We start from the raw sequence: 17,308 nt of genomic DNA, 5'->3' as shown, positions 1-17,308 counted from the left end.
TTTACCTGAATTCTTTTAAAATTTGCATAATTTTCCTGACTCTTTCAGGAAGAGATATCTCTGGTCTGGTTTCTTTTAATCTCAACCATTTCCAAAGCCCTATCGGACAAACTGTAGCAAAGCTTATCTTGAAGTTTTTGCAAACCTCTGGACGATTTTTATAAATTTCGCAGTACGCCTCAGTCCATTGATTTTTATTTATTGAGATGTCAATTAAATGGGGACATTTTTGATTTTCAGGCTTTTTTGTTCCTTCAGGTAATGGCACTGCCCAGCGAAAACAGCATTCTGAACATCTGAGACATACAAAATTTTTTTCTGCAGTATCAAGTATTTCATTAAGCAGTTTACTATTTAAGCTCATAAAAAATTTTAACATTTATAAAAATTTTAAACAATCTTTGTTACCTTCGTCTGTTACCTCAATATGTTACTTTTCGTAACAAAAAATTTTTAGAAGTCTTAAATTTTCTTGGATTTTTAATTGGCATAAAAATTGCAGTCATTCTAAAAATCAAAAAATCAGGGAGGAGGATAAAATGCAAATATTTTTAGACACAGCAGAGATTGAAGCAATAAGAAAATGGGCAGCCACAGGAGTAGTTGATGGAGTTACGACAAATCCTACTCTTCTGGCAAAGGCAGGAGCTAAAGATGTAAAGAGCGTTATAAGAGAAATTTGCAGTCTGGTTCGCGAGCCTGTAAGTGTTGAAGTAATATCAACTGATGCTCAGAGAATGATAAAGGAAGCTCGTGAGTATGCTTCATGGGGATTTAATATTGCTGTTAAGATTCCTATGACAGAGGAAGGAATGAAAGCTGTAAATGTGCTTTCAAAGGAAGGAATTAAAACAAATGTAACTCTTGTGTTTTCAACAAATCAGGGAATTATTGCAGCGAAAGCTGGTGCAACTTACGTAAGTCCTTTTATAGGACGACTTGATGATATTTCTCATGACGGATTAAGCATTGTAAGGGAGTTGGCAGAAATATTCAGAATTTATGGCTTTACAACTAAAATAATTGCTGCAAGTATCCGTCATCCACTTCATGTTGTGGAAAGCGCACTTGCTGGTGCTCATATTGCAACAGTGCCGCCAAAGGTTCTTGAAAGTATGTTTAAACATCCTCTTACAGATATTGGTATTGAAAGATTTTTAAAAGACTGGGAAAGTCTTCATAAAAACTAAGGAGGGAAAGAGCGATGAAAATGAAGTATGTTGATTTCTTAGAAATTGGATATATTCCAAGAGAAAATGATGTTTTGGCTGCATTCTACGTTGAACCAGCAGAAAACGTAACTGTAGAAGAAGCAGCAGGAGCTGTTGCTTCAGAAAGTTCAATTGGCACATGGACTGACCTTGCCACAATGAGACAAAGCATATGGGATGAATTAAGAGCAAAGGTTTATGCAATAGAAGACAATGTTGTTTATATAGCATATCCTGAAGCACTTTTTGAGCCAAATAACATTCCTCAATTTTTAAGTAGTGTTGCAGGAAATGTTTTTGGTATGAAAGCGGTTAAAGCTTTAAGATTACTTGATATAAGAGTAACATCTAATTTTACAACGCAGCTTCCAGGTCCTGCTTTTGGAGTTAAGGGAGTAAGAGAAATTTTAAATATAAAACATAGACCTCTCATCGGAACAATTGTGAAACCAAAGCTCGGGCTTTCACCAAGAGAACAGGCAGAAGTTGTTTACAACTCTCTTGCTGGAGGACTTGATCTTGTAAAGGATGATGAAAATCTTACACATCAGGTTTTCTCAAACTTTGAAGAAAGAGTATTAAGGTGTTTGGAAGCAGTCCAAAAAGCAGAAAAGGAAACAGGAGAAAAGAAAGCTTATTTACCCAATATAACTGCTCCTACTGAAGAAATGCTGAGAAGGGCTGAGTTTGTGAAGAAAAATGGTGGAACTTATGCGATGATTGACATTGTAACAGCAGGATTTTCAGGATTGCAATCCGTTAGAAACAGAAACACAGGATTAATAATTCATGCTCACAGAGCAATGTATGCAAGTTTTGCGCGTCCTAAAAATCATGGAATTCATATGCTTGTTTTAGCAAAGCTTTCAAGGCTTGCAGGAGTTGACCAGCTTCATATAGGCACAGTGGTCGGGAAAATGGAAGGCGACAGAGCTGATGTAATGATTTGTCATGAAGCTCTTGGCAATTCTAAGCATACTCTTAATGCTCCTTTACCTCCACAGAGCTGGGGAAATATAAAACCTGTTTTTTCAGTTGCTTCCGGAGGACTTCATCCAGGACACATTCCTGACCTTGTCAGCATATTTGGAATTGATGCTGTGCTTCAGTTTGGTGGAGGAGTCCATGGACATCCTGACGGAACTCGGGCAGGAGCAAAAGCTGTAAGAGATGCTGTGGAAGCAGCAGTTAAGGGTAAAACTCTGGAAGAAGCAGCAAAGAAAAGTAAAGAGCTGGCAAGAGCCTTAGAAAAATGGAAGGGAGTGGTGATAAAATGAAGCCTGTTTTAGTAGGAATTGCAGGAGACAGCGGAAGCGGAAAAAGCACATTTGTTAAGACTCTGGCTAATTTACTGGGAGAAAAAGATGTAAAAGAAATATGTTTTGATGATTATCACTCCTTAGACAGGCAAGAAAGAAAAGCTGTAAAAATAACGCCGCTTCATCCTCGTGCAAACAATCTTGGGCTGGCTATAGAACACATGTGGCATCTTAAACAGGGTAAAAAAATTTTAAAACCTGTTTATGATCACTCAACTGGTAAATTCGGTGAGCCTGAATGGGTATTTCCTGTATCCTATATTATATGTGAAGGATTGCACACTTTTTATTTTAGTGTGCTTGCTGCTATGTATGATTTAAAGATTTACTATGATACCGATCTTGAACTAAAAATAATATGGAAGATTCAGAGAGATGTTGTAGAAAGAGGATATTTTGCTGAAAAGGTAATTGAAGAAATAAGAGAAAGGCAGAAGGATATAAGAAACTTTGTTGAACCCCAATCTCAGTATGCTGATATTTTACTAAAATTAAAACTGCATTCTGATAACTGTATAGCTGTTCAGTGGAACGATTCTACAAATACTCAATGGTTTAAAAATCTTTTAAATGAACCAGAGTCTTGGAATGCTGTAACAGAGTGGTATGGAGGCAAGAAGTGGAATGTTTATGAAATAACTCATGCATTTACAATTGAGGAAGCAAAGAAAACATTTAAGATTGATAGTTCCTTCAAAATAAAAGAAAAACAGCTTGAACCATATATGCTCGCAGCTGTTTTAATTGCAACCATTCTTAAACAAATAAGAAACTTAAAAGATCAAAAGGAGGTGTAAAAATGTTTGAAACATTTGAGTTAGTTTCAAATTACACAGAGCTGCAATCAATAGCTTTAAGAATAAGAAAAAGCATCATTAAAATGATTTCTCAGGCAGGTAGTGGACATCCTGGAGGAAGTCTTTCCTGTGTTGAGATTTTAACAGCTCTTTACTTTAAAGTTTTAAGACTTAATCCAGATTATCCAGAAGATATGGATAGAGACAGATTTATTCTTTCAAAAGGGCATGCTGCTCCGGCACTTTATGCTACTTTAGCTGAATTCGGATTTATTCCGAAGGAATGGCTTAATAGTTTAAGAAAATTTGGCTCTCCACTTCAGGGACATCCTGATATGAAAAAAGTTCCCGGGATTGAAATATCAACAGGCTCTCTTGGACAGGGTCTTTCAGTAGGAGTGGGAATGGCGTTAGGTGCAAAAATTCAAAAGCTTGGATATCGTGTTTTTGTCCTGTTAGGAGATGGAGAATGTCAGGAAGGACAGGTATGGGAAGCTGCAATGGCTGCATCACATTATAAGCTTAATAACTTAATTGCAATTGTTGATAGAAATAGACTTCAAATTGATGGAAATACAGAAGATGTTATGTCTCTTGAACCATTTGTTGAAAAATGGAAAGCTTTTGGCTGGATGACTGTTGAGGTGAATGGACATGATTTTGGTGAAATAATTCCAGCATTTCAGATAATTCCATACATATCAAAACCTCTTGCAATTATTGCTAATACTGTCAAAGGTAAAGGCGTTTCCTTCATGGAAAACAATGTTGACTGGCATGGTAAAGCTCCAAAACATGAAGAAGCTGAGAAGGCTCTGGAAGAACTTGAAGAAAAAGTTTGTGAGTTAGTTTAAAAGGAGGTTTAATAATGCAAAATAGAATAGCTACAAGACAGGCTTATGGTTTAGCTCTTGTAGACTTGGGAAAAAATAATCCGAATGTTGTTGTCCTGGATGCTGATTTATCCAAATCAACGTATACTGTAAAATTTGCAAAAGAGTTTCCTGAAAGATTTTTCAATGCAGGAGTTGCTGAAGCAAACATGATTGGCATGGCAGCAGGTCTTGCTACATGCGGATTTATTGTGTTTGCCTCTACCTTTGCCATATTCGCCACTCAAAGGGCTTTAAATCAAATTTTTCAGAGCATTGCTTATCCTGAACTGAATGTGAAAATTGCTGCAAGTCATGCTGGAATAACAGTCGGTGAAGACGGAGCAAGCCATCAATCTATTGATGACATATCAATAATGAAAGCAATTCCAGGCATGACTGTAATTGTTCCTGCAGACAGTACAGAAGCTTATCAGGCAACGATTGCAGCAGCAAGACACTTTGGTCCTGTGTATCTGAGACTCAGCAGAGCTCCAACTCCTCAAGTTTTGCCTGAGGATTATACATTTAAAATCGGTAAAGCCTGTGTATTGAGAGAAGGTTCAGATGTTACCATAGTAGCCTGTGGAACGATGGTATATGAAGCTATGGCAGCTGCAGAAAAACTCCTTTCTCATGGTATAAGTGCTGAAATAATTAACATGAGCACAGTAAAGCCAATTGACAGGGAAACATTACTGAATTCTGTAATGAAGACAGGATGCGTTGTAACTGCAGAAGAACATAGCGTGATAGGAGGTCTTGGTGATGCAGTATGTGCTGTTATTTCCGAAGAGTATCCATGTCCTGTAAGAAAAATTGGGGTTAAAGATCAATTTGGTCAATCGGGAAAGCCTGAAGAACTTCTTAAAGTTTATGGACTTACATCTGATGATATTGTTCAAATCGTATTAAATTTGAAAGGAGGCAGAGTATGAGGGTTGCTATTAATGGGTTTGGAAGGATAGGAAGATTGGTAACAAGAATTTTTTTTGATGAAAACCCTGGAAATATTGATTTAGTGGCTGTTAATAGTTCAAAAAACACTGAAATGCTCGCTTATCTTCTTAAACATGATTCAGTATATGGAGAATTTAATAAAGAGGTTTCATATGACTCTGACTTTATAATGGTAAGTGGCAAAAAAATTAAAATCATTGAGGAAAGGCAAGATTTAACAAAGCTTCCGTGGAAAGAACTTGAAATTGACCTTGTCGTTGAAGCTACAGGGAAATTTAAGAAAAAAGAGGATGCTTACAAACACATTGAAGCAGGTGCTAAAAGAGTTATTATTACAGCTCCAAGCACTGAAGCTGATATAATGGTTGTCTATGGAATAAATCACGATATAATTAAGCCAGAACACAGGATTATATCAGCAGCGTCATGTACTACAAATTGTGTTGCTCCTGTCTGTAAGGTGCTGGAAGAATTTGAAATTTTAGACGGTTTCATCACAACTGTTCATGCATATACATCGGATCAAAGACTTTTAGATGGAACTCATAAGAAAGACATGCGCAGGGCAAGAGCCGCAGCTTTGAATATTGTACCTACATCTACTGGAGTAGGTAAAGCATTAAGTTACATATTCCCTCATCTGGAAGGAAAAATATCAGCAACATCAATAAGAGTTCCCGTTCCAACTGGTTCAATTGTTGATTTCTCTGTAAGACTCCAGAAAAATCCTTCTTTAGAGGAAATAAAAGAAAAATTCATTTATTATGAGAACAATTCTTTGAAAAATGTGCTTAAGTATACTGAGGAACCTGTAGTTTCTACAGATATAATTGGAATGAAATATTCTTCAATTGTTGATGGACTTTTGAGTTCCAAAACCGGTGATATTTACAAAATATTTTCATGGTATGACAATGAATATGGTTATTCTTTTAGAATTGTAGATTTAATAAAATTTTTAGCAAAAGGGGGTTAAAAATGTGTAAAAAACCCTGTCTTTCAAATTATTCCGTTTACAAATTAAAAGGAAAAAAGGTTTTTGTGCGGGCAGACTTAAACGATCCTATCAATGAAAAGGGAGAGTTAATTGGAGATATGCGGATAAGAGCCACTTTACCAACAATTGGTTATCTTGTTGGTGCAGGTGCAAAGGTAATTGTTGCCTCTCATATGGGAAGACCTAAGAATAAGGAAACTAAATACTCTTTATGCAATGTTAAAAAATATTTATCAAAAAATTCGCCTTTCAGAGTTCACTTTGTTCCTTCATGGGGTGATGAAGTTAAAGATATCCTTAAATTATTAAGAGATGGAGAGGTTTTACTTTTGCAAAACTTAAGATTTCATCCAGGAGAAATGAGTAATGATGAGGAGTTTGCAAAATTTTTAGCTTCACTTGCAGATATCTACATTTTTGAAGCCTTCGGTGCTGCTCACAGAAAGCATGCCAGTATAGTTTCTGTACCTAAATTTTTACCTTCAATGCTTGGATTTTTAACTGAAAAGGAAATAAATACTATAAACAGATTAATAGAACAGGCAAAAAAGCCATTTTTATTTATTCTCGGGGGTAAAAAGGTTTCTGACAAAATAAAACTTTTTGAAAGGCTTCTTGAAAAGGCACAAACAATTTGTATTGGTGGAGCAATGGCCTGTACTTTTTTTAAAGCAATGGGATATGAGGTAGGACAATCTTTTTATGAAAAAGATGCTATTACAACAGCAAACGCAATAATGAAAAAAGCAGAGCAGAACGGATGTAAAATTTTTCTTCCAGAGGATGTTATGGTAGCAAAAACAATTAGTGAAAATACAGAAACGAGATATGTTTCCAGAAAAGATATTCCTCCGGACATGCATGTTGTGGATATAGGACCGAAAACATTTGAGACTTACAAAAAAGAAATAAATTCTGCAAATACAATTTTATGGAATGGACCTATGGGAATATATGAAATTCCCAAATTCTCATGGGGTTCAAAAAGTATAGCCATGGCAATTGCTATGTCTAAGGGAATAAAAATATGCGGAGGAGGAGATACTGCTGAGGTTTTAAATTCTTCAAATTTAATCTCCCATTTTGACCATGTTTCAACTGGTGGTGGAGCTTTTTTGAAATTTTTAGAAGGTTGTCAGTTACCCGCACTTGAAGCAATTTCTGATATTGAGTAAGGAGGTAGCTGTGAAAATAGCAATGGCAACAGATCACGCAGCATTTTCTTTAAAAGAAGAGATTAAAAGCTATCTCCTCCAATCAGGGTATAACGTAACTGATTTTGGATGTTATAGTGAGGACTCTGTTGATTATCCTTTGTTTATTTTAAAGGCTGCTCGGGCAGTAGCTAATGGAGAATGTGAAAGAGGGATTGTAATGTGCGGTTCAGGAATTGGAGCTTCAATTGTAGCAAACAAAATAAAAGGAATAAGATGTGCTCTTGTTTATACTCCTGAACTTTGTAGACTCGCAAGACAACACAATGATGCAAATATGATTGCTCTTGCAGGAAGATTTACAGAAAAAGATACGGCAAAAAGAATTGTTGATGTCTTTCTTTTAACTCAATTTGAAGGTGGAAGGCATCATAGAAGAGTTAATCAAATATTAGAAATTGAGGAGGGTAAAATATGAGAAACAAAATTGCGCAAACCATTGAAGAACTTGACTTTAATGATGTAGACAATTTAATCTGGAGTGCTGTCTTTTCATCCCATGAGGAAGTTAGAAAAAAAGCAAAAGAATTAATATATTTAAAGGGACTTCAGCATGGCGTAATTCCTTCATCAATTCAGAACATTTATGAAGCAATGGGAAGAGGAGATATAGGCAGTATTACAGTTCCTGCTATAAACATAAGAGGGCTTACATATTATGCAGCAAGAGCTATTTTTAGGTCGGCAAAGAAAAATAATACTGGATTAATTATATTTGAAATTGCCCGTTCAGAAATTGGATATACTTATCAAAGACCTTCAGAGTATACTGTAAACATAATTGCTGCAGCTTTACAGGAAGGATTTCACTATCCAGTATTTCTGCAGGGAGATCATTTTCAGATTAACAAGAAAAATTTTGAGAAAAATCCTGAAAACGAAATTAATGCTGTTAAAGATTTAATAAAAGAATCAATAGATGCTGGTTTTTTCAATATAGATATAGATGCTTCTACAATGGTTGATTACTCAAAGAAAAGTCTGCAGGAGCAACAGAAGAAAAACTTTACTATTACAGCTATGCTTACAGATTACATAAGACAGTTACAACCGGACGAAATAATGATTAGCGTAGGAGGAGAAATAGGTCACATTGGTGGCAAGAACTCCACAGTTGAAGAGTTTGAAGCCTTTATGGAAGGTTATTTAAAAAATCTAAATTCCAAGAAAGGTATTTCAAAAATTAGTGTTCAAACAGGAACAGCTCATGGCGGAATTCCTTTAAAAGATGGAACACTGGCTCAGGTCAAGTTAGATTTTAATGTTTTAAAGTCAATTGGAAGTGTAGCTCAAAAAAAATATGGATTGAGCGGTGCTGTTCAGCATGGAGCATCCACTTTGCCAATGGAGTTATTTGATAAATTTCCTGAATCTTATACATCTGAAATCCATCTTGCCACAGGATTTCAAAATTTAATGTATGAACTGGCACCAGATTGGTTAAAAAATGAGATTTATAACTACCTTCAAGAAAAATGTAAAGAAGAATGGAAACAGGATATGACATATGAGCAATTTATATATAAAACAAGGAAAAAAGGATTTGGTCCTTTCAAAAAACAGTGGTGGAGCCTTTCAGATGATATTAAAAGCGCCATAATGGATGAGCTTTCAAAAACTTTTGACATGATATTTGAAAAACTCAGAGTGAAGAATTCAATACAGCTCGTCACTGAATACATAAATCCTGTAAATGTAAATTTAAAATTTTAGGAGGAGTCAAAATGGAGATAAAAAAAGGAATAGATTTAAACAGATTTATTCTTGAAGAAGAAAGAAAACATCCTGAAGCTACAGGTACGCTTTCCCATGCTTTGATGGCAATAGAAAATGCAACAAAAATTATTTCCTCTTATATCAGAATGGCTGGACTTGTTGATGTAATTGGAAAAACAGGAAGAATAAATGTGCAGGGAGAAGAAGTTCAAAAATTAGATACTCTTTCAAACAGAGTTCTTATAGAGCACTTAAGTGGAAGCGGTGATTTTTACGCCGTCGCAAGTGAAGAAATGGAACATGCTCTGTTTCCTGAAGAAGGCAAAGATGGGAAATATATTATAGCAATAGACCCTCTTGATGGTTCCTCTGTAATTGATGCAAATACATCAGTGGGCACAATTTTTTCAATATGGAGAAAGACTTCTTCAGATGAATCAACATTTTTACAGGAAGGTAAAAAAATAGTTGCTGCTGGATATGTTATTTATGGAACATCAACCATGCTTGTTTATTCAACTGGAAACGGTGTTTATGGCTTCACCCTTGATCCAATGGTCGGGACTTATTTACTTTCTCATCCGGATATAAAAATTCCTGAGAAAGGCAAAATTTATGGATTTAACGAATCTTATTACAATAAATGGGACGAAAGAATTAGAAAATGTGTAGATTTCTTTAAAACAGAAGGATATACTCTTAGATGGGCTGGAGCAATGGTTACAGACATCCATAGAACAATTATGAAAGGCGGGATATTTGCTTATCCATTAGTTGGTTCAAAGGCAAAAATAAGACTTCTTTATGAAGCAGCTCCCATGGCTTTCTTAGTGAAACAAGCAGGTGGATTAGCAACTAATGGAACAGAAGATATTTTGAATATTAAACCACAGGCTCTCCATCAAAGAGTGCCTGTATTTATGGGCAGTTCAGAAGATGTTAAAAAATGCATGGAGATTATAAATAGCTAAGATGAGGAAGACAAAGATTGTAGCCACGATAGGTCCTTCATCAGATAAAAGAGAGATAATTTCTCAAATGATTCAAGCAGGAATGGATGTTGCGAGACTTAATTTCTCTCATGGAGATCATTTTTACTATTCTGAGATTATAACTGCAATAAGAGAAGAATCATTCAAGCTCGGTAAACCTGTTGCAATACTTCAAGATCTTCAGGGCAGTAAGTTAAGAATAAATAATATAAATGGAGGAGAAATTGAACTTACTGAAGGTGAAACAGTGGAAATTTTGTCCGGTCATGGGATATCTACTTCAAAAACTCTTTTTGTGCCTTATAAAAATTTAATTCATGAAGTCAAAGAAGGTGAGGAAATTTTAATTGATGATGGATTGATAAGGCTTGAGATAATCAAAAAACTTAATGACAAAATTATAGCAGGGGTGAAAGAAGGCGGAATTCTCAAACCTAAAAAAGGAATTAATTTCCCCAATTTAAATGCCCGCTTAAGTTTCACCGATAAAGATAAAACAGATCTCTTATTCGGCATTAACTTTGATGTGGATTATATTGCCATTTCTTTTGTAAAAAATAAAAACGATTTACTATCAATAAAACAATGGGCAAGTGACCAGGGTTTAATCCTTCCTCCTATTATAGCAAAGATAGAAAGAAAAGAAGCGATTGAAAATATTGAAGAAATTCTTGATGTTGTTGATGGAATAATGGTTGCAAGAGGAGATTTGGGCATTTCTCTCCCAATTCATGAAGTTCCTGTTTATCAGAAAAAATTAATAGAACTTGCAAATCAGAAATGTAAAATTGTTATCACCGCAACGCAGATGCTGGAATCAATGAGGCAACACTCAAGACCCACCCGTGCAGAGGCAACTGATGTTGCAAATGCTGTTCTTGATGGAACAGATGCATTAATGCTTTCTGCAGAAACAGCCACAGGAAGGTATCCAGTGGAAGCAGTTAAAACAATGAGTGCAATTATAAAATTTACAGAAAAAAATTTATCCCACAGAATCCCTGTTCTTTATAAAGTTGGCAGTTCTTTTGCTGAGGCTATAGCCTCTGGTGCAGTTAAAGTTGCCCAGGACATTAATGCAAAAGCAATTGTTGTTTTTACCGAATTTGCATCAACAACAAGAGTATTGTCAAAACTAAGGCCACAAATGCCAGTAATTGCTTTTAGTATTAAAGAAAAAACTTACAGAAAACTCTCTCTCTTCTGGGGAATAATTCCTATGTGGAATAAAAATTTTTCTCTAAAAGAAATTGAAGATAATCTTAAAAATTCAGGGATTGCGAATGCTTCAGATAAGATAGTAATTGTATCCGGTCAGTCAAATACTATTAAATTACACAAAATGGGATAAAATCTATGAAAACATTTATAAGTATAATAGGAGCTGGTCCAGCAGGACTGGCAGCAGCGGTAGAATTAAAGGCAAAAGGAGTTAATGATTTAATTATTTTTGAAAAAGGTGAAGATATCTGCTCAACAATAAGAAACCTTTATCCTCCACATAAAAGAGTTGATAAAGTTTTTAAAGGAATTGACTTGGATGCCCAGGGTATATGCGACTTTCAAACAGAACCAAAAGAGGCTTTTCTTGAAAGAATGCGTAAATATGTAAAAGATTATGAAATCACCATCAAGTTTAATAAAAGAATTGACGGAGTAGAAAGACTGAGTGATTTTTATGTGATAAAACATAATGACTTAATAGTGGCTAAAAGTTACATAGTAATATTGGCTATAGGAGTATTTGATACTCCGCGTAAACCTTCTTATCCAATTCCTGAAGAAGCCAAAAATAAAGTATTTTTCAAGATCCCTAAAGAGCTTCCTAAAGATGAAAAAATACTTGTTGTAGGAGGAGGAAATTCTGCAGTTGAAACTGCATGTGTTCTTTCTAAAAATTGCTTTGTTTTTCTTTCTTACAGAAGAGAAAAACTTTTTAGAGTAAACGAAGAAAACCTGAAAGAGCTTGAAAAAAGAAAAAACAGAATACGATTTCTTTTAGGAACTGATATAGAAAGACTGGAACCTGCAGATGACCAAATTAAAGTAGTATTTAAAGACGGTTCTGAAGAAACTTTTTCAAAAATCTTTTATTGCCTTGGCGGTAGCACTCCTGAGGAGTTTTTACAAAAAATAGGAATAGAACTTATTGATGGAAAACCTAAAATTGATGAATTTGGAGAAAGCAACCTTCAGAGAATTTTTTTAGTTGGAGATATATCTAAAGGTCGTGGAAGTATTATGTATGCTTTTAATTCAGCTTTTAAGGCAACTAAAAGAATTATTGAAAAATACTTAGATAAGGAGGAATCCTGTGGTAATGATAGCACCATCAATCCTTTCAGCTGATTTTGGAAGACTTTCTGAAGAGATTAAGCTTGCTGAGAAAGCTGGAGTAGATATGATTCATATTGATGTAATGGATGGTCATTTTGTTCCAAATATAACAATTGGACCATTAATAGTAGAGGCTGTAAGAAAAACGACTCATCTTCCCCTTGATGTCCATTTAATGATAACAAATCCTGAACAATACATTTCGGATTTTGTAAAGGCTGGTGCTGACTATCTTACGGTTCATGTTGAGACTTGTATCCATTTGCACAGAACAGTTTGGCAAATAAAAGAACAGGGTATTAAAGCAGGGGTTTCATTAAATCCTGCAACACCTTTAAATACAGTAGAAGAGATAATTCACGATATTGATCTTTTGTTAATAATGTCAGTTAATCCAGGATTTGGAGGGCAAAATTTTATTCCTTCTTCTATAGATAAAATAAAAATAGCCAAATCAATGATTCTAAAAAAAGGATATCAAGTGTTAGTAGAAGTTGATGGTGGGGTAAAACTTGAAAACGCAAAAGAAATTGTTAAAGCAGGAGCTGACATTCTTGTTATGGGTTCAGCTTTCTTTAGTGAAAAAGATTATAAAAAATTTATGGAAAAACTTAAGGAAAAATTAAAAACTTAATTTATTTAAACAATCGCAGTTTGCACATTTCATATTAAAATTATCTTAAAAATTTGCTATAATTTTAATATGCAAGCCATTGAAAAAGACATAGAAAAAGAAATGAGGGAATATCCAATACTTACTTTTGCAGATATTCTGCAGGCATTGAAAAGTCACCCTGAGTGGCTGGAGGAGTTGAGAAAGATTATTTTGACCACAGAACTTCTTGAACTTCCTAAAAAATTTGATGACCTTCTCAAAAGAGTGGATAAAATCGAAAAAGATGTGGAAATTCTTAAACAGGATGTAGCTGTGCTCAAACAGGATGTAGCTGTGCTCAAACAGGATGTAGCTGTGCTTAAACAGGATGTAGCTGTGCTCAAACAGGATGTAGCTGTGCTCAAAAAAGACATGGCTTATTTGAAAGGAGAGTTTGGAAGATTTAAGGGCAAGGATTTTGAAAGAACAATTAAAGAACGATATTTTTCTTTCTTTGGAAGAATTTTGAGAAAATCCAAGCTTGTTCAATTTGAAGAAGTTGTCCCAATCCTTGATGATGCTGAAGAAAGAGGTTTAATTACTGAGGAGCAAAGAGATAGTGTATTAAATCTTGACCTTCTTGTAAAAGGACAGATTAAATCCACTCATAAATCAGTAATTTTAGCAGTAGAAGTCTCTTATAGTTTACATGAAGATGACATTCAAAGAGCAATTGAGAGAGCTCAAATATTAGCTCAGGTTCTCCATGAAGAGGTAATTCCTACTGTTGTTACTGCTGAAGCGAAAGAAGATTTAGAGAAATTAGCTGATGAAAAAGGAGTTTTTATTATAAAAGCAGATTATTAACTGCTCTCCATCAGGTCAATAATTTCCATCATATCATTGGGTAGAGGGGATTCAAATTGAAGAGTCTCACCTGTTATTGGATGAGTGAATTTAATTTTCCATGCATGAAGCATCTGCCTCGTTATAGGTAATTTTTTCTTGCCAAGCTCTATGTATGTTTTTCTTCCATATGCTCTATCACCCAAAACAGGATGTCCAATTGCTGAAAAATGAACTCTTATCTGATGAGTTCTGCCAGTAATTATTCTCACTTTTACAAGAGTATAGTTTTTAAAATTTCTAAGAACTTCCCACTCTGTAATTGCTTCTTTTGCTTTTTTTGTTCTTGTTGACATTTTTTTTCTGTCATAAACTGCTCTTCCGATTGGAAGAGTGATCTTTCCACTTCCCTTTAATTCTCCACTTACAAGAGCAATGTATTCTTTATTGACTTGCCTTCTTTTAAAAGCTTCTACCAATCCATAATAGGCTTTATCATCAAGGGCAATGACAATTACTCCGGAAGTATCTTTGTCAAGTCTGTGAACTACTCCGGGTCTTAAAGGTGCACCAGCACTGGCAAGTTTTTTTACATGATAGGCCAAAGCATTCAAAAGAGTTCCATCCTTATGTCCTGTACAAGGATAAACGACCATATTAGCAGGTTTTGAAAGCACAATTAAATAATTATCTTTGTAAATTACATCAATTGGAATATTTTGCGGGATTAATTCTTTATTTTCTTGTGTTTCAGCGAAAATTTCGCTACAAACTTCCACTAAATCATTAAGTCTCAGTTTATAACTTTTTGATTTTAAAAAATTATTTACTTTAACAAATCCTTTTTCAATTGCTTCCTGAGCTTTTGTTCTGCTGAGATTTAATTTTTCAGAGACAAATACATCAAGTCTTTTACCTTCACTGATATTATCAATTTGAAAGGTAAGATTCATAGCCATAATTTCTCTTTCAAAAATCTTCCAGTGTAGGATACAGGATTCATAGCAACCTCCTCAGGAGTTCCTTCTGCTACAAGATAGCCTCCAAGAGCACCTCCTTCAGGTCCAAGATCTATTATGTAGTCAGCACATTTTATAATGTCCAAATCGTGTTCTATCACTATAACAGTATTTCCATTTTCAACGAGTCTCTGAAGTATATTAAGTAGTCTTTCTATATCAACCATATGTAATCCTGTTGTGGGTTCGTCAAGTATATAAAGAGTTTTTCCTGTTGGTTTTTTGCTTAGTTCCTTAGCAAGTTTAACTCTTTGAGCCTCTCCTCCTGAGAGAGTTGTAGCAGACTGTCCAAGAGTTATATATCCAAGTCCTATGTCTTGCATTATCTGAAGCTTATGTCTGAGTTTTGGCACAGGATAGAAAAACTCAAGTGCTTCGCTTACTGTCATTTCAAGAATGTCGCTGATGCTTTTACCTTTATATTTAATCTGAAGAGTTTCCTCGTTGTATCTTTTCCCTTTACAACTGTCACAAACAACATATACATCTGGAAGTAGATGCATCTTTATCTTTTTTACTCCATCTCCCTGACAGGCTTCACATCTGCCTCCTGAAAGATTAAAACTGAATCTTGATTTTGTATATCCCCTAACTTTTGCATCAGGTAACATTGCAAAGAGTTCTCTTATTTCATTCATAACCTGAGTATATGTCGCTGGTGTGGAACGAGAAGTTCTTCCAATAGGAGACTGATCAATACAGACAACTTTGTCTATCTTTTCAATACCTTCAATTGTTTTATATTTGCCAGGTAAAACATTAGCATTGTAAAGTTTTTTTGCCAGAGCTTTATATAAAATCTCAAATATTAATGTGCTTTTGCCTGAACCAGCAACCCCTGTAACACATACAAATACACCAAGGGGAATTTTAACATTAATATTTTTAAGATTATAGGCTTCTGCTCCTATAATTTTTATAAATTCATTCGCTTTTCTTCTTCGTTCTGGAACTGCAATTTTATTTGAACCGCTTAAATACTGAGCAGTGATTGAATTTTTACTTTCTATAAGTTTTTTTGGAGATGATATCTCTATCAGATAACCACCATTCCTGCCACCCCCAGGTCCAAGTTCTACTACTAAATCAGCATTCATTATTGTTTTTTCATCATGCTCCACAACAATAAGGGTATTTCCTCTTGATGAAAGCTCTTTCATAGATTCAATAAGTTTTAAACAATCTCTTGGATGTAGCCCAATACTCGGTTCGTCAAGTATATAAAGAACTCCACTCAAATGTGAACCAAGCTGAGTGGCAAGCCTTATTCTCTGAGCTTCTCCTCCTGAAAGACTGAAAGCAGGTCTATTCAGGCTTAAATAAGCAACCCCGATTCTTTGAAGAAATTCAAGTTTTATAAAAATTTCTTTAAGTATTCTTTCCGCAATCAAAGTTTCATTAGAAGATACTTTCAATTCAGATAAAAAATTTTTTAATTCATCAAGTGAAATTCCTAATAATTCTGCTATATTCTTTCCATTAATTTTTATTGCTAAGGCTTCCTCTCTGAGTCTTGTTCCTCCACAAAGTTTACAGGGGATTAAAGTTAAAACATCTACTTCTTCTTCATCTTCAATATTTTCATAGCCCAGTCCTCTACATCTTTGACATGCACCGTACTTACTGTTAAAAGAAAAAAGTCTTGGGTCAATTTCCGGTAGACTCACGCCACAGGTTGGACAGGCAAGAGTGCTGCTAAATATAACATCTTTGTTTTCATCAACAATGTTTACTACAACGGTTTGATTATATTTCATTGCTAGTTCCAATGCTCTTTTTATTTGATTTTTGTATTTTTCTTTAACAATGATTCTGTCTACAACAAGCTCAATTGTATGTCTCACATGTTTCTTTAAGGAAATCTCCTGTGTTAAATCAATGAGTTTTCCATCTATTCTTGCTCTTATAAATCCCTCAGCTCTTGCTCTTTCAATGATTTCTTTATGTTCTCCTTTTTTTTCAATGACAACTGGAGCTAAAATCTGAATCTTTGTTCCTTCTGGAAGGCTCAGGACAGAGGCAGTCATTTTATTTATATCTTGAGAAATTAATTCTCTTCCACATTTTGGACAATATGGAGTTCCAATTTTTGCATAAAGTAGTCTCAAATAATCATAAATTTCAGTTATGGTTCCAACTGTTGAACGAGGACTTTTTGATATTGTTTTCTGCTCAACAGATACTGCTGGAGAAAGTCCTTCAATAAAGTCAACATCAGGCTTTTGTAGTTCAGCAAAAATGGTTCTTAATTCTACTGGAAGACTTTGAAGATATCTTCTATGAGCTTCAGCAAAAATTGTATCCATTGCAAGTGATGATTTTCCTGAGCCGGACGGACCTGTAATCACTATAATTTTATTTCTTGGAAGGATTAAATCAATGTTTTTAAGATTGTGCTGTCTCGCTCCTTTTATTAATATATTTTGCTGCATC

The 17,308-nt window shown here is 34.8% G+C and carries 17 protein-coding genes; 14 read left to right on the top strand and 3 right to left on the bottom strand.

Annotated elements, in window-relative coordinates:
- Nucleotide 1: 1 nt before the first annotated feature.
- The gene (locus tag V4D30_RS03180; protein WP_353684802.1) at nt 2-364 is read right to left on the bottom strand and encodes a hypothetical protein; all 363 of its coding nucleotides are present in this window, start codon (nt 362-364) and stop codon (nt 2-4) included.
- Nucleotides 365-539: 175 nt separating this feature from the next.
- On the opposite strand from V4D30_RS03180, the gene fsa reads away from it, so the two are divergent.
- From fsa to V4D30_RS03110, 14 genes are all read left to right on the top strand, one after another.
- Nucleotides 540-1,190, top strand: a complete 651-nt coding sequence (fsa, locus tag V4D30_RS03175; RefSeq protein ID WP_353684801.1) for a fructose-6-phosphate aldolase — start codon at nt 540-542, stop codon at nt 1,188-1,190.
- A 20-nt stretch (nt 1,191-1,210) separates the two neighbouring features.
- A complete protein-coding gene (gene rbcL / locus V4D30_RS03170; RefSeq protein ID WP_353684800.1) occupies nt 1,211-2,488 on the top strand; it encodes a type III ribulose-bisphosphate carboxylase in 1,278 nt (425 codons plus the stop codon).
- Nucleotides 2,485-3,327 carry a phosphoribulokinase gene (locus tag V4D30_RS03165; protein WP_353684799.1) on the top strand — a complete coding sequence of 281 codons (843 nt, stop codon included), beginning with the start codon at nt 2,485-2,487 and terminating at the stop codon, nt 3,325-3,327. The genes rbcL and V4D30_RS03165 overlap by 4 nt, the downstream gene beginning before the upstream one ends.
- 2 nt (nt 3,328-3,329) lie before the next feature.
- Nucleotides 3,330-4,181 (top strand): transketolase, encoded by an 852-nt coding sequence (locus V4D30_RS03160; protein ID WP_353684798.1) that lies wholly within the window; start codon nt 3,330-3,332, stop codon nt 4,179-4,181.
- A gap of 14 nt (nt 4,182-4,195) precedes the next feature.
- Nucleotides 4,196-5,137, top strand: coding sequence for a transketolase family protein (locus tag V4D30_RS03155; RefSeq protein ID WP_353684797.1), 942 nt, complete (start codon nt 4,196-4,198; stop codon nt 5,135-5,137).
- Nucleotides 5,134-6,135 (top strand): type I glyceraldehyde-3-phosphate dehydrogenase, encoded by a 1,002-nt coding sequence (gene gap, locus V4D30_RS03150; RefSeq protein ID WP_353684796.1) that lies wholly within the window; start codon nt 5,134-5,136, stop codon nt 6,133-6,135. Before V4D30_RS03155 ends, gap begins: the two co-directional genes overlap by 4 nt.
- A gap of 2 nt (nt 6,136-6,137) precedes the next feature.
- Nucleotides 6,138-7,331, top strand: a complete 1,194-nt coding sequence (locus tag V4D30_RS03145) for a phosphoglycerate kinase (protein WP_353684795.1) — start codon at nt 6,138-6,140, stop codon at nt 7,329-7,331.
- Between the two features lie 10 nt (nt 7,332-7,341).
- Nucleotides 7,342-7,788 (top strand): ribose 5-phosphate isomerase B, encoded by a 447-nt coding sequence (rpiB, locus tag V4D30_RS03140; protein ID WP_353684794.1) that lies wholly within the window; start codon nt 7,342-7,344, stop codon nt 7,786-7,788.
- Nucleotides 7,785-9,083 carry a class II fructose-bisphosphate aldolase gene (locus V4D30_RS03135; RefSeq protein ID WP_353684793.1) on the top strand — a complete coding sequence of 433 codons (1,299 nt, stop codon included), beginning with the start codon at nt 7,785-7,787 and terminating at the stop codon, nt 9,081-9,083. Before rpiB ends, V4D30_RS03135 begins: the two co-directional genes overlap by 4 nt.
- Before the next feature lie 11 nt (nt 9,084-9,094).
- A complete protein-coding gene (gene fbp / locus V4D30_RS03130; protein ID WP_353684792.1) occupies nt 9,095-10,057 on the top strand; it encodes a class 1 fructose-bisphosphatase in 963 nt (320 codons plus the stop codon).
- 1 nt (nt 10,058) lies between these two features.
- On the top strand, nt 10,059-11,429 hold the full coding sequence (pyk, locus tag V4D30_RS03125) for a pyruvate kinase (RefSeq protein ID WP_353684791.1): 1,371 nt from the start codon (nt 10,059-10,061) through the stop codon (nt 11,427-11,429).
- 5 nt (nt 11,430-11,434) lie between these two features.
- Nucleotides 11,435-12,427 carry an NAD(P)-binding domain-containing protein gene (locus V4D30_RS03120; RefSeq protein WP_353684790.1) on the top strand — a complete coding sequence of 331 codons (993 nt, stop codon included), beginning with the start codon at nt 11,435-11,437 and terminating at the stop codon, nt 12,425-12,427.
- Entirely contained in the window at nt 12,393-13,049 is a 657-nt protein-coding gene (rpe, locus tag V4D30_RS03115; RefSeq protein ID WP_353684789.1) for a ribulose-phosphate 3-epimerase, read from the top strand. The genes V4D30_RS03120 and rpe overlap by 35 nt, the downstream gene beginning before the upstream one ends.
- Nucleotides 13,050-13,118: 69 nt before the next feature.
- Nucleotides 13,119-13,877, top strand: a complete 759-nt coding sequence (locus V4D30_RS03110; protein WP_353684788.1) for a hypothetical protein — start codon at nt 13,119-13,121, stop codon at nt 13,875-13,877.
- On the opposite strand, the gene V4D30_RS03105 is transcribed toward V4D30_RS03110, so the two are convergent.
- Nucleotides 13,874-14,809, bottom strand: coding sequence for an RluA family pseudouridine synthase (locus V4D30_RS03105; RefSeq protein WP_353684787.1), 936 nt, complete (start codon nt 14,807-14,809; stop codon nt 13,874-13,876). The two genes, V4D30_RS03110 and V4D30_RS03105, sit on opposite strands and share 4 nt — an antisense overlap.
- Nucleotides 14,806-17,307 (bottom strand): excinuclease ABC subunit UvrA, encoded by a 2,502-nt coding sequence (uvrA, locus tag V4D30_RS03100; protein ID WP_353684786.1) that lies wholly within the window; start codon nt 17,305-17,307, stop codon nt 14,806-14,808. Before uvrA ends, V4D30_RS03105 begins: the two co-directional genes overlap by 4 nt.
- Nucleotide 17,308: the final 1 nt, after the last annotated feature.

Origin of the sequence: Thermodesulfovibrio sp. 3907-1M (assembly GCF_040450955.1) — a bacterium.
Taxonomy (GTDB): domain Bacteria; phylum Nitrospirota; class Thermodesulfovibrionia; order Thermodesulfovibrionales; family Thermodesulfovibrionaceae; genus Thermodesulfovibrio; species Thermodesulfovibrio autotrophicus.
Note: the sequence above shows the minus strand (reverse complement) of the source record. Positions and strands in the feature narration are given on the sequence as shown.

Excerpts from the sequence above, each read along its gene's own strand:
- V4D30_RS03180 (WP_353684802.1), bottom strand. The coding sequence starts at position 364 with ATGAGCTTAAATAGTAAACTGCTTAATGAAATACTTGATACTGCAGAA.
- fsa (WP_353684801.1), top strand. The coding sequence starts at position 540 with ATGCAAATATTTTTAGACACAGCAGAGATTGAAGCAATAAGAAAATGG.
- rbcL (WP_353684800.1), top strand. The coding sequence starts at position 1,211 with ATGAAGTATGTTGATTTCTTAGAAATTGGATATATTCCAAGAGAAAAT.
- V4D30_RS03165 (WP_353684799.1), top strand. The coding sequence starts at position 2,485 with ATGAAGCCTGTTTTAGTAGGAATTGCAGGAGACAGCGGAAGCGGAAAA.
- V4D30_RS03160 (WP_353684798.1), top strand. The coding sequence starts at position 3,330 with ATGTTTGAAACATTTGAGTTAGTTTCAAATTACACAGAGCTGCAATCA.
- V4D30_RS03155 (WP_353684797.1), top strand. The coding sequence starts at position 4,196 with ATGCAAAATAGAATAGCTACAAGACAGGCTTATGGTTTAGCTCTTGTA.
- gap (WP_353684796.1), top strand. The coding sequence starts at position 5,134 with ATGAGGGTTGCTATTAATGGGTTTGGAAGGATAGGAAGATTGGTAACA.
- V4D30_RS03145 (WP_353684795.1), top strand. The coding sequence starts at position 6,138 with ATGTGTAAAAAACCCTGTCTTTCAAATTATTCCGTTTACAAATTAAAA.
- V4D30_RS03135 (WP_353684793.1), top strand. The coding sequence starts at position 7,785 with ATGAGAAACAAAATTGCGCAAACCATTGAAGAACTTGACTTTAATGAT.
- fbp (WP_353684792.1), top strand. The coding sequence starts at position 9,095 with ATGGAGATAAAAAAAGGAATAGATTTAAACAGATTTATTCTTGAAGAA.
- pyk (WP_353684791.1), top strand. The coding sequence starts at position 10,059 with ATGAGGAAGACAAAGATTGTAGCCACGATAGGTCCTTCATCAGATAAA.
- V4D30_RS03120 (WP_353684790.1), top strand. The coding sequence starts at position 11,435 with ATGAAAACATTTATAAGTATAATAGGAGCTGGTCCAGCAGGACTGGCA.
- V4D30_RS03110 (WP_353684788.1), top strand. The coding sequence starts at position 13,119 with ATGCAAGCCATTGAAAAAGACATAGAAAAAGAAATGAGGGAATATCCA.
- V4D30_RS03105 (WP_353684787.1), bottom strand. The coding sequence starts at position 14,809 with ATGAATCTTACCTTTCAAATTGATAATATCAGTGAAGGTAAAAGACTT.
- uvrA (WP_353684786.1), bottom strand. The coding sequence starts at position 17,307 with ATGCAGCAAAATATATTAATAAAAGGAGCGAGACAGCACAATCTTAAA.